The organism is Actinomyces denticolens (genome assembly GCF_002072185.1).
GTDB classification, from domain to species: Bacteria; Actinomycetota; Actinomycetes; order Actinomycetales; family Actinomycetaceae; genus Actinomyces; species Actinomyces denticolens.
Window position 1 is genome coordinate 12093 of sequence record NZ_MVIW01000004.1, and the last position, 11648, is coordinate 23740.

General features: G+C 70.0%; 10 protein-coding genes. 8 read left to right on the forward strand and 2 right to left on the reverse strand.

The window, feature by feature from the left end; all coding sequences use genetic code 11:
• Positions 1-27 precede the first annotated feature (27 nt).
• The 3 genes from murA (at position 28) to B1H55_RS01805 (ending at position 3284) form a co-directional block, all read left to right on the forward strand.
• On the forward strand, positions 28-1350 hold the full coding sequence (murA, locus tag B1H55_RS01795; RefSeq protein ID WP_077240000.1) for a UDP-N-acetylglucosamine 1-carboxyvinyltransferase: 1323 nt from the start codon (positions 28-30) through the stop codon (positions 1348-1350).
• Between the two features lie 87 nt (positions 1351-1437).
• Positions 1438-2253 (forward strand): lysophospholipid acyltransferase family protein, encoded by an 816-nt coding sequence (locus B1H55_RS01800; RefSeq protein WP_073452190.1) that lies wholly within the window; start codon positions 1438-1440, stop codon positions 2251-2253.
• Complete coding sequence (locus B1H55_RS01805; protein ID WP_073452188.1) at positions 2250-3284, forward strand: NAD(P)H-dependent glycerol-3-phosphate dehydrogenase; 1035 nt, start codon at positions 2250-2252, stop codon at positions 3282-3284. Before B1H55_RS01800 ends, B1H55_RS01805 begins: the two co-directional genes overlap by 4 nt.
• A gap of 50 nt (positions 3285-3334) precedes the next feature.
• On the opposite strand, the gene B1H55_RS01810 is transcribed toward B1H55_RS01805, so the two are convergent.
• Positions 3335-4021, reverse strand: coding sequence for an AMIN-like domain-containing (lipo)protein (locus tag B1H55_RS01810; RefSeq protein WP_077240001.1), 687 nt, complete (start codon positions 4019-4021; stop codon positions 3335-3337).
• Positions 4022-4396: 375 nt separating this feature from the next.
• Here B1H55_RS01810 and B1H55_RS01815 point away from each other — a divergent pair, with 375 nt between their 5' ends.
• The 5 genes from B1H55_RS01815 to B1H55_RS01835 all read left to right on the forward strand — a co-directional run bounded on the left by B1H55_RS01815 (position 4397) and on the right by B1H55_RS01835 (position 11106).
• Positions 4397-6700 (forward strand): Ig-like domain-containing protein, encoded by a 2304-nt coding sequence (locus tag B1H55_RS01815; RefSeq protein ID WP_077240002.1) that lies wholly within the window; start codon positions 4397-4399, stop codon positions 6698-6700.
• A 37-nt stretch (positions 6701-6737) separates the two neighbouring features.
• Complete coding sequence (locus B1H55_RS01820; protein WP_172575539.1) at positions 6738-7952, forward strand: D-alanine--D-alanine ligase family protein; 1215 nt, start codon at positions 6738-6740, stop codon at positions 7950-7952.
• Positions 7939-9117: a thiamine-phosphate kinase gene (locus B1H55_RS01825; RefSeq protein ID WP_080461538.1), complete on the forward strand. Its 1179-nt coding sequence runs from the start codon at positions 7939-7941 to the stop codon at positions 9115-9117. Before B1H55_RS01820 ends, B1H55_RS01825 begins: the two co-directional genes overlap by 14 nt.
• Positions 9118-9682: 565 nt before the next feature.
• The gene (locus B1H55_RS01830) at positions 9683-10744 is read left to right on the forward strand and encodes an OmpA family protein (protein WP_157750271.1); all 1062 of its coding nucleotides are present in this window, start codon (positions 9683-9685) and stop codon (positions 10742-10744) included.
• Positions 10699-11106: a hypothetical protein gene (locus B1H55_RS01835; RefSeq protein WP_080461540.1), complete on the forward strand. Its 408-nt coding sequence runs from the start codon at positions 10699-10701 to the stop codon at positions 11104-11106. Before B1H55_RS01830 ends, B1H55_RS01835 begins: the two co-directional genes overlap by 46 nt.
• A gap of 237 nt (positions 11107-11343) precedes the next feature.
• Here the strand turns inward: B1H55_RS01835 and rpmB are convergent, their stop codons facing one another.
• Positions 11344-11535: a 50S ribosomal protein L28 gene (gene rpmB / locus B1H55_RS01840; protein ID WP_017178316.1), complete on the reverse strand. Its 192-nt coding sequence runs from the start codon at positions 11533-11535 to the stop codon at positions 11344-11346.
• Positions 11536-11648: the final 113 nt, after the last annotated feature.

An 11648-nucleotide genomic window follows, 5' to 3' on the forward strand; every position in this document is an offset into this window, starting at 1 on the left:
CCGCCGCGCGGCACTAAGGAGGTAGGCATGGTCGACGGTCTTCTTCAGGTTGAGGGCGGCCGCCCGCTCAACGGCGAGATCACCGTGCGCGGTGCGAAGAATCTCGTCCCCAAGGCGATGGTCGCGGCGCTGCTCGGCACGACGCCGTCGGTGCTCGGCAACGTCCCCCTCATCCGGGATGTCGAGGTGGTCTCCGGGCTGCTGACCCTCCACGGCGCCCAGGTGGACTACGACCAGGCCGCCGGCATCCTCCACCTCGACCCCTCCCGGGTGGAGGCGGCCCACGTGGCGGACATCGACGCCCACGCCGGCAGCTCGCGCATCCCGATCCTGTTCTGCGGCCCCCTCCTGCACCGCCTCGGCGAGGCCTTCATCCCCGACCTCGGCGGCTGCCGCATCGGGGACCGCCCCATCGACTTCCACCTCGACATCCTGCGCAGCTTCGGCGCCGTCGTCGACAAGCTCGAGGCCGGCATCCGCCTGACCGCGCCCGACGGCCTGCGCGGCACCGTCATCGAGCTGCCCTACCCCAGCGTCGGCGCCACCGAGCAGACGCTGCTCACCGCCGTGCGCGCCGACGGGCGCACCGAGCTGCGCGGCGCCGCCGTCGAGCCCGAGATCATGGACCTGGTGGATGTCCTGCAGAAGATGGGCGCCATCATCTCCGTGGACACCGACCGCACCATCCACATCGAGGGCGTCGAGGAGCTCGCCGGCTACCGGCACACCGCCCTGCCCGACCGCATCGAGACGGCCTCCTGGGCCTCCGCCGCCCTGGCCACCGGCGGCGACGTCTTCGTCCACGGCGCCCACCAGAGCCACATGACGACCTTCCTCAACATCTTCCGGAAGGTCGGCGGCGCCTTCGACGTGCGCGACGACGGCATCCGCTTCTACCACCCCGGCGGGGATCTGCGCTCCATCGTCGTGGAGACCAATGTCCATCCCGGTTTCATGACCGACTGGCAGCAGCCGCTCGTCGTGGCCCTCACCCAGGCCGACGGCGTCTCGATCGTCCACGAGACCGTCTACGAGAACCGCTTCGGCTTCACCAAGGCCCTGTGCAAGATGGGTGCGGCCATCCAGGTCTACCGCGAGTGCCTGGGCGGGACCGCCTGCCGCTTCGGGCAGCGCAACTTCTACCACTCCGCCGTCATCTCCGGGCCCACGCCGCTGCGCGGCGCCGATATCGTCGTGCCCGATCTGCGCGGCGGCTTCTCCCACCTCATCGCCGCCCTGGCCGCCCAGGGGACGAGCCGCGTGGAGGGCATCAACCTCATCGACCGCGGCTACGAGCACTTCATGAGCAAGCTGGGCTCGCTGGACGCCAAGGTGACCCGCCTGGCCTGACGCCCCGCGACACGAGGGGACCGCGGTCGGCGAGGCGCACGGTCGGCCCGATCCGACTAGAGTCGTGCCGTGCCCCAGAAGCGTCCTATGAGCCTGTTCTACCGCTTCGCCTCGCGCGGAGCGATCATCCCCTTCCTCAAGCTCGTCTCGCGCCAGCGCGTGACCGGTGTCGAGCGCTTCCCCGCCGACGGCGGCTTCATCGCCGTGGCCAACCACCTGTCCAATATCGACGCCCTCACCGCCATGCGCGCGCTCGTGGACGCCGACATCCCCGCCTACTCGCTGGCCAAGGCCAGTCTGTTCAAGATCCCCGTGGTCGGGCGGGTGCTGCGCGCCGGCGGCCAGATCCCCGTCGAGCGCGGCACGGCGAGCGCCTCCGACGCCCTGCGCGAGGCCGAGAGGATCCTCGCCGGCGGCGGCGTCATCATGATCTTCCCCGAGGGCACCCTGTCCCGCGATCCCCTGAAGTGGCCGATGGTCGGCAAGACCGGTGCGGCCCGCCTGGCCATGCGCACCGGCGTGCCCGTGGTCCCCATGGCGCAGTGGGGCGGGCAGGACATCATGGACACCTGCACCGACGCCTTCCACCCCTTCCCGCCCAAGCCCGTCACGGTGCGCGTGGGCGAGCCGCTGGACCTCACCCGCTTCGGCGCCGATACCGATGACCGCGACGCCGTGCGCGCCTGCACCGCTGAGATCATGCGCGCCATCACCTCCGAGCTCGAGGTCATCCGGGGCGAGAAGGCGCCCCGCCCCTTCGACCCGCACTACGACATCGACCACGGCCCCGGGGCCTATGGCGAGCGCCTGCCCGATCCCGAGCCGGGACCGGGCGCGGGCGAGGGGAGTGTCGCCCCGCCGGATCCCGAGCCGGGAGCCGATCCCGAGGAGGCCGGGCGGTGACCGGCCCCGGGAGGCCTACCCGCGCCGCCATCATCGGCTCGGGGGCCTGGGGCACCGCCTTCGCCTCCCTCGTCGCCGAGGCCGGCGGCAGCGCCACCATCTGGGCCCGCCGGGCCGAGGTCGCCGAGGAGATCAACACCGGCGCCAACGAGCGCTACCTGCCGGGCCTGCGCCTTCCCGCCGGCGTGCGGGCGACGACGGACATGTCCGCAGCCGCCAGCGGCGCGGAGATGGTGGTCGTCGCCGTGCCCTCTCAGGCCGCCCGGGGGATCGTCGCCCCGCTCGCCGGGCGCCTCGAGGAGGGCGCCGCCGTCGTCTCGCTCATGAAGGGCATCGAGCTGGGCACCGGGATGCGCATGAGCGAGGTCATGGGCCAGGCCCTCGATGCGGGGCCCGAGCGCCTCGCCGTGGTCTCCGGCCCCAACCTCGCCGACGAGATCGCCGCGCGGCAGCCCACCGCCACCGTCATCGCCGCAGCGGACGAGGATCTCGCCGCGCGTGTGGCCGCCGCCTGCGCCACCGCCGCCTTCCGCCCCTACACGAACACCGACGTGCTCGGCGTCGAGCTGTGCGGCGCGGTCAAGAACGTCATCGCGCTCGCCGTCGGCATGGCCGCCGGCCGGGGCTACGGCGACAACTCCAAGGCCACGATCATCACCCGGGGCCTGGTGGAGATCACCCGCCTGGGCCTGGCCCTGGGCGCGAGCCCCGAGACCTTCGCGGGCCTGGCCGGGATGGGAGACCTCGTGGCCACCTGCTCCTCGCCCCTGAGCCGCAACCAGTCCTTCGGACGCCACCTCGGCGAGGGCATGACCGTGGACGAGGCCGCCGCGGCCTCACGGGGCGTGGCCGAGGGCGCCAAGTCCGCGCGCGCCGTCCTCGACCTCGCCGCCCGGCACGGCGTTGAGATGCCGATCACCGCGGGAGTGGTGGCGGTCGTCGAGGGGGCGGCGAGCGTTGAGGAGGTCAACGACGCGCTCCTGGCGCGCCCCCGCAAGACCGAGGGCGTCCACGGCGAGCGGATCGACTGAGGGCTCCACCCGCCGGGAGCGGGAGGCCGAGCCGGTCCGGGGCGCGCTGCTCAGGGATGCTTGACGTCCACGACGAGGCGCGTGGGCGAGCTGAGTGCGAAGACCCGGTAGGACTGCGATGAGGTGCCCAGGACCAGCTGGTACTGGGCCTCGACGGTCGGGTCGTAGTAGACCGAGGCGATCGCGGGCAGGTCCAGGTCCGCGTTGAGGGTCTTCTGGACCGACGCGATCTCCTCAGCGGTGGAGGGCATGCGCGCACCCGTTCCGAGAACGCGCAGGACGTAGGCGCCGGAGGGCTGGATCGGGTCGCCCTTGCCCTGCGTGCCCGCCTCGGAGACCCAGTCCGCCTGCCAGCCGGGCGTCCCCTCGCCGCTCAGATCGACGACGACGCGGTCGTAGTCCTCATGCGTCCCCGTGCGCACGCCGGTCACCAGGAGGCTCGCTCCGTCGCCGGCCTCCCGCTCGGAGGCCGTCTCCACCCAGGGCGCGTCGGAGCCCGTCTCGGACGACTCCGAGGCGGTGGCGATCGTGGTGGCCGTGGGCAGGGGCTCCCCGGTGGGGATCGCCCCGGTGGTGGCGGCGCCATCCGCGGCGGCACTGGTGGCCGGGGCCGCGCCCGAGGCACTGGGGGCGGAGGGCGCGGGGTCGGCTGCGGAGCCGCAGGAGGCCAGCGCCAGGGAGGACAGGGATGCGAGGGCGGAAGCGGTGAAGATTCGGCGGCTGGGCGCGGTGGTCATGGTTCCTCCTCGTGGGCAGTGGTGGGACGACAATAGCGCCTTGTGTCCCATGGCACTGCCCGGACCGCTCACGGGCCGAGCCGGGGGAACGCCTTGCGACATCGAAGGGGATGGATGATCGTCCGCCCATTGGGATGAGGGAGGGCGATGCGCAACGATGGTATCTATTGTCGGTCTCTTTGCGATAACTCCGCCGATACCGCCTTCGGTCGAGAGGTAGATTGTCGGCTGGCGTTTAGGGTGCCCATTCCCCTGAGGTGCCTGCTCGCCTCCCCTGTCGGCAGAGTTGAAAGATATGGAGGAGCGTTCGTGCCGTCTCAATCCCATGCCCGGATGTCCCGCCATGCCTCAAGTCGGATTATGTCGAGAATATCGATGATCCTGATCATCGTCGCCATGGCGTCATCGCTGCTCGTGCTCCCGGTGTTTCCCGGCGTGCTGCCCCGCGCGTCAGCTGTCAACGCCTGCGCCGGCAGTGTGTCCGAGTTCTCCTGGCAGCCGGGCCCCAACATCGTCAACGTCGATGGCGTGAGCACCTACCAGAGCAGGGCCGGCCAGTTGGCCCGTCTCCAGTGGAAATGGACGGTCGATGCCAACGCCAAGGCCGGCGATGTCATCACGATCACCCTGCCGGACCTCGTGGAGGTCTACCCCCTGCTGACCTCTTTCGACGTCTATGACGGTGCGAGCAATAAGGTCGGCACCGTCACCTGGGGCTCCGGCAAGGGGGCCACGATCACGCTCACCCTCGGTGACTACGTGAACAACCACGGCTCGGTGTCGGGATCCGCCTATATCAATATCGTCTGGACACAGGGGGCGGCTGTCGGCAAGCACGACCTCGTCTTCAAGGGATGCAAGGGCGAGGGGACGCTGAAGTCCGAGCTCCTGCCCGAGCCCCCGGCCGGCACATTCTCCGTCAGCTCCAAGTACGGCCAGGTCGACTCGGCGAGGAATCAAGTCGTTTGGAGTCTCGGGCTTGGCAGTGCCACGAAGCAGAACTACTCCGACAAGCAGCCGGTGATCGAGGACCCGGGTGGCGAGGGTTATGTTCTCACCTGCGAGAACTTGACTATAGACAACATCACGCCGCGCCCGTACGACCAGGTTGTGTACCGAAAGAACTACCTCGACAAGAAGAGGTACAACTGCGAGAAATTCGGTGAGCGCGGCATCAGGGTGACGATCAACAAGAACGGGGACGGCAACTACATCGATCGCTATGAGACGTACTTCATGACCGTCTACGGCACTCTCGACCCCAACTACAAGGACTACGCGAAGCTCCACAACACCGCGAAGGTCATGAACGGCCCCGACGCGGAGAAGGGCCCTGACTATGAGGTGCCCGGTGAGGCGGAGGTCCCTGACGCCGGCGGCGTGGGCTCCGGCAAGCAGGTCAGCTTCTCCATCCAGAAGGAAGTGAGTGGTCCCGCTCCCGGCGGGGCCAAGTACTCCTTCGAGTACAAGTGCCTGGGGGACCGGTTCGCCCCGCTGAGCGCCGTGTCCGCCGGTGAGACGACCACCAGCGCCAAAACCAAGTCCTCAGCGACGTGCACGATCAGGGAGAAGGATGTTCCCAACGGCGTGGGAGTCTCATACGAGCTCCTGAATCCCGACTCGGGGGCGATACTGACCCCGGGCCAGGCGGGCGAGGCCACCTTGACGTTCAAGGAGGACTCCCAGGCCGATGTCAGGATCAAGGCGGTCAACACCTTCCCCGCGGAGCTCCCCGCCTTCGCCGTGAAGAAGGAGACATCCGACGGCGGCTTCGTCGTCGGCTCCACCGTGAGCTCCCTGCGCCGCACCTACAGCGTGACGGTGACGAACACGGGCACGGGGCGAGGGACGTCTCCGGAGGTCGTCGACACCCCCTCGACGCCCCGAGGATTCTCGATCGACACGGTCGAGGTCAACGGCGCCAAGGTTGAGAAGGCGCAGGCCGGGTACTACGTGACCCGAGGCGATGAGCTCGACGTCAACGCCTCCAAGACCCACGATGTGGTCATCACGTACAGCATTGATCCCACGGTCATGGACTCGGGGAGCCTTGAGCTCCTCGGCGAGTGCCGGACGGGCGGGGCCGCCGCCGATCCGACGAAGGGCCTCTACAACAAGGTCACCATGGACCAGGACTCCGATGGCGATGCCAACAATGATGCCTGCACCATTGGCGAGGACCGGCGGGGGCGGGTCACGTGGACCAAGATCGACGCCGACACCCGCCAGGCCCTGGCCGGATCCGAATGGGAGATGACCGGCAACGGCATCCCCGCCGGCACGGTCATCACGGACTGCGTCGCCGATCGCGCGGAGTCGTGCGCCCCTCAGGGCGGCTACGACGCAGCGGCCCTCTACGACCACGACCCGAAGCCGGGCGCTTTCGACGTCCAGAATCTCACCCTGGCGAACTCCTGGCGCAAGCTCAAGGAGTCCAAGGCTCCCGCGGGCTATCGGATGGACACTCGGGTGAAGAACTTCATCAACTACGCCGACGCCCCTCATTACACCTTCCAGGACTCCTTCGAGAACTCCAAGTCGCCGGTGCCGCTGCTCCCGCTCACCGGTGGGATGGGGGCGGACGCCTTCCTCATCAGCGGAGGCGTCGTCTTCCTCCTGGGTGCCGCCTGGGAGGCGGTCCGCAGGGTCCGATCGAGGAGGCGGCCCGCGGTCCTATGATCCGGTGACGGGAGTGAGTGGCGGGTAGCCTGGGCCCATGTCTGAGACCCTGGAACCCGCCGCTCCCTCCGCCGCAGAACCCGCCGTCGACGCCTCCGGGGAGCCCGCCGCCCGCACTCTCCCCGCGTCCGGCAGGCGCCCGCGTGTCGCCGTCGTCTTCGGGGGGCGCAGCGGGGAGCACACGATCTCCTGCGCCACCGCCGCCGGGGTCCTGTTCGCCATCGACCGGGAGCGCTACGAGGTCGTGCCCATCGGCATCACCATGGAGGGGAAGTGGGTCCTCGTCGACGACGACCCCGCCGCGCTGGAGCTCCGGGACGGCGCCCCGCCCGTGCGCATCACCGCAGAGGGCATGGGGCGCGGCGAGCTCGCCATGCGCCTGGGCGGGGGAGCGCCGGTGGCCCTGACCCAGGCCGGCCCGAGTGTCCTGGAGGCGATCGACGTCGTCCTGCCCCTCCTGCACGGCCCCTACGGCGAGGACGGCACCATCCAGGGAATGCTCGAGATGCTGGGCCTGCCCTATGCGGGCTGCGGTGTTCTGGCCTCCGCAGCGGGCATGGACAAGCAGGTCGCCAAGGTCCTCCTCGCCGATGCCGGGATCGCCACCGCGCCGCACGTCGTCGTCGGCCCGCACGCCTGGAGGCGCGATCCCGAGGCGATCCTCGCCGCCTGCCAGGAGCTCTCCTATCCGCTCTTCGTCAAGCCTGCCCGTGCGGGCTCGTCCCTGGGCATCACCCGCGTGGAGGCGCCCGAGCGCCTGCGCGCCGCCATCGAGGCCGCCCGCGAGGTGGACCCCAAGGTGCTCGTGGAGTCCGGGATCGAGGGCCGCGAGATCGAGGTCGCCGTCCTGGGCGGCCGCGGCGACGACGCCCCTCGCGTGGCCGAGCCCGGCGAGATCGCCATGGACGCCGCCCGCGGTGCCGGCGAGTTCTACGACTACGAGACGAAGTACCTGGCGCACGACGCCGTCGCCATGGTCTGCCCGGCACCCATCGCCCCCCAGGAGCGCGAGCTGCTCATGATCACCGCCGCCCGCGCCTTCGAGGCCATCGGCGCCGAGGGCCTGGCGCGCGTGGACTTCTTCCTCACCCCCGACGGGCGGGCGATCGTCAACGAGGTCAACACGATGCCCGGCTTCACGCCCTTCTCCATGTACCCCTACATGTGGCGCAAGAGCGGCATGACCTACCCCGAGCTCGTCACCGAGCTCATCGAGCTGGCCCTGGCCCGTCCCGCGGATGTCAACCGCTGAGAGTCCGGGCGCGCAGGCTCCGTACGCCCGGGGGCGGGGCGGGGATGAGACCCGCCCGACCGTCGCGGATCTTGGGGAGGAGGGGCTCCTCGCCCGCTTCGCCCCCCTGCTGCCTCACGCCGACGACGAGGTCGTGGGCACGGGCGATGACTGCGCCGTCCTGGCCGCACCGGATGGCCGCTACGCCGTGAGCACCGACGTGCTCGTCGAGGGCCTGCACTTCCGGACGGATTGGTCCACTCCGGAGCAGGTGGGCAGGCGCGCCGCCGCGCAGAACCTCGCCGACGCCGCCGCCATGGGGGCCCGGCCCACCGCGCTGACCGTGGGGCTCGCCATGCCCGGGACGACGCCGGTCGCCTGGGTGGAGGGGATGGTCGCCGGCATGGGCGAGGCCTGCCGCGAGTGCGGGGCCGGCGTGGTCGGCGGCGACCTCGTGGGCGGCCCCGCCATCGTCATCTCCGTGACCGTCCTGGGCGACCTCCAGGGGCGTGCCCCCGTGCTCCGCTCCGGGGCGCGGCCCGGGGACGCGATCGTCCACGTGGGCGCCCCGGGACGCAGTGCTGCAGGACTGGCCCTGCTCAGCGCCGGGACCGGGGAAGGGGATGCCCCGGGCCTCCAGGGGCGGGGCCAGGAGCCGGCGCATGCGGGATCGGCCCGCCCTCTCGACGCGGCCACCCGTGCCGAGGCGCGGGCCTGCCTGGAGGCCTTCCGCGCGCCCCGCCCGCCCCTGAAGGCCGGCCCCGCCCTGGCGCGGTCCGGTGCGAGCGCGATGATGGACGTCTCGGACTCCCTGCTGCGCGACGGCGAACGGATCTCCCGCGCGAGCGGCGTCATCCTCGATATCGACGAGCCCGCCCGGGGGAGTGGCGCGCTCGCGGACGCGATGGCCTCACTCGTGCCGGTGGCCCGCCTGCTCACCGACGACGAGGCCGCTGCCGCGGCGATCGCCCGCACGTGGGTGCTCACCGGGGGAGAGGATCACGGGATGCTGGCAACGGTGCCCGCAGAGATCCTGGGCGCGCCCGCGGGCGGCACCGACGGGCTCCCGGACGGGGCTCGGGTCATCGGGCACGTGCGCGCGGCGGGCGACGGTGAGTTGCCGGGCGTGCGCGTAGGAGGGCGCGCCCCCGAGGCCGGCCTCGGCTGGGACCACTTCGGGGGCTGAGCATCCTCCGGGGCTTGAGGGTGAAGGGCCGGGCTCTGGCATCAGGGACAGAGGGACAGAGGGACAAGGTAGGTCCGCCATCCGCGCCTCTTGTTCCTCGGGACGCTCCCACCGGCGCCATCGCAGTCCCGGTTCCCTCCGACTCCGAACGCCCCACTATGCCCCCGCGAGCATTGGGCCTTCTTCGAGCGGAGATGGTGGGCTGGGCGATTGCTTGCGAAACCCACCCTCAAATCATTGCGCCGTTATCAATCTGAGACACAGGATGCTCTTGGCCTGACCAGTGGTCGTCTCTGTGAGCTGATGGCGGCGGTCGGAATGCTGCTGTCCCGGTATGTTGATCAGTGCACCGCCGCTGTTGTTGGTGGCGGTGGTGGGAGGGATGAGAATGCCGATTCTTAGTCGTCGATCCTTGTTGTCTGTCCCTGTTCTTGTTGCTGTGGGTGTGCCGGTGGTGGCTGCCTGTTCGGGGGAGGGTTCTTCGGGTGAGGGCGGGGCGACGGTGGCTTCGGTGTCGGCTCCTGCGGGGTGGCAGTCGTTGTCGGGGAGTGTGATGGGGCATTCGGTGACGGTGGATGTGGGTCCGTTGGTGCGGATGGATGAGTCGACGACGCTGCTGCCGTTGCGGGTGACGCGGGCGGCGGATGATCCTGATGCTGAGGGGCTCGATCTTCGGGATGTGTGGTCGCATTACGAGGTCAAGCCGTCGTTGACGGCGCTGCGTGTGATCGATGTGGAGGGGTCTCGTGTGTGGGATCCGTTGAACAGCAATGATTCGTCGATGCCTGTGGAGGTGGGGCAGTCGGTCTTGTGCGCCGGCGTGTTCGGGGCCGTGGATGTGGGTCGTGTGACGGCGATGCTGCCGATGGTGGGCTCGCCTGCGGTTGAGGTGTTGGAGCGCGCGGACGCTGAGGCGGCGCTGGGGGCGGATGTGGATCTGGATCAGCTCCTGGCGGATGCTGCTATCGACCTGTTCGGGCGGTACCACAAGAGCGGCCTGGATGAGGCTCGTGAGCCGGTAGGGGTGGAGTCGTTCACGAGGGTGCTGGATGGTTCGGCGGCGTCGCGGACGACGACTACGAGTATTACGACGATTCTGTCCAGTGATGTGACGTTCGAGTTCGGCAAGTACGATCTGACCGCGCAGGCTGATGGGCAGTTGCAGGCGGTGGCCGGTCAGATCGCCTCGTATGGCGGTGGTGAGTTGAGCGTGGTTGGGCATACCGATGATGTGTCCGATGATGCGTTCAATCAGACGCTGTCGGAGCAGAGGGCGGCGGCGGTGCGCAAGCGGCTGGGGGAGTTGACTGATCTGTCGGCGTGGAGCGTGACCGAGGAGGGCAGGGGCAAGACCGAGCCGGCCGTCGAGGGCACTGATGAGGCGGCCAGGGCGGCGAACAGGCGTGTGGTGGTGACGATCACGCCCACGGGGGGGGCACCGCGACCGAGTCGGGCGTGCCTGCCTCGGCGAGCCCGTCGGCGGCTTCGTCGTCGGGGGCGCTTCCTGAGGCCAAGGGGCCGGTGGGTGCCGGGGCCGAGGGTGTGGTGGTCACCAGGGGTGCGGGGCAGGCGACGATCTCCATGGACAAGGTGGTGCGCCGGGGCAAGTACCTGTTCGGGACGCTGACGGTCAGTGGGGATGCGACCCTCTTGGTGTACTGGCTCAACGACTCCTCGGCGGGTATCTGGGCGAGCAGTCGTGAAGAGGCCAAGAAGACGATTCATCCCGCTGCCACGGGCGCCAATGGTCTGGACCTGCTCGCCGGTGGGCTGCGGTACTCGCCGTGCGATCATGTGCGGCCGGGCACCGAGCATCACATCACGCTGGCGGATGTGAGTGTCGATCATGACATGAGCGGGACCACCGGGGTGTGCGTCATCTGGCCGGACGTGGGTGGGGATACGGTCACCCTCGACCACGCCCCGGCCAAGCGCGTCCAGGACTCCATCCCCTGGCGCCTGACCGACATCCCCGTCGTCGACGAATGAGACGAATGAGTCGTCGAGGACCGGGCGGCATCAGTTGCCCGCGTTCCCCGGGGTTGCGAACGCGTCCGGGGGTTGCGGACGCGCGCCCGGGGCACGTCCGCAACCCCCGGACGCGTCGTCAACCCCGGGACGCGCTCTCAACCCGCGCTGGTGACGACATGGGGCCCGCTCATGACGAAGGCCGCCGCCCCGCGGGGGCGACGGCCTCGACCTTGAGCCTCGGCGGGCGGGCGCGCATCAGACGTTGCGCGTGACCTTTCCGGCCTTGAGGCAGGACGTGCACACGTTGAGGCGCTTGGGGGCGCCCTTCACGAGCGCGCGCACACGCTGGATGTTCGGGTTCCACCGGCGGTTGGTCCGCACGTGGGAGTGCGAGACGCTCTTGCCGAAGATGGGGCCCTTGCCGCAGACGTCGCACACAGCAGCCACGGATCTCTCCTGATCTTCCTTGCTTCAACGCTGGGGCCCTCGGCCCCGCGCCAGGTCTTACCGCCCGAGGCCGCGCCTCGGGCAACCAGGACACAATAGCGGAACCGCGGGCC

Excerpts from the sequence above, each read along its gene's own strand:
- B1H55_RS01820 (WP_172575539.1), top strand. The coding sequence starts at position 6,738 with ATGTCTGAGACCCTGGAACCCGCCGCTCCCTCCGCCGCAGAACCCGCC.
- murA (WP_077240000.1), top strand. The coding sequence starts at position 28 with ATGGTCGACGGTCTTCTTCAGGTTGAGGGCGGCCGCCCGCTCAACGGC.
- B1H55_RS01800 (WP_073452190.1), top strand. The coding sequence starts at position 1,438 with ATGAGCCTGTTCTACCGCTTCGCCTCGCGCGGAGCGATCATCCCCTTC.
- B1H55_RS01835 (WP_080461540.1), top strand. The coding sequence starts at position 10,699 with ATGGACAAGGTGGTGCGCCGGGGCAAGTACCTGTTCGGGACGCTGACG.
- B1H55_RS01810 (WP_077240001.1), bottom strand. The coding sequence starts at position 4,021 with ATGACCACCGCGCCCAGCCGCCGAATCTTCACCGCTTCCGCCCTCGCA.
- B1H55_RS01815 (WP_077240002.1), top strand. The coding sequence starts at position 4,397 with ATGATCCTGATCATCGTCGCCATGGCGTCATCGCTGCTCGTGCTCCCG.
- B1H55_RS01825 (WP_080461538.1), top strand. The coding sequence starts at position 7,939 with ATGTCAACCGCTGAGAGTCCGGGCGCGCAGGCTCCGTACGCCCGGGGG.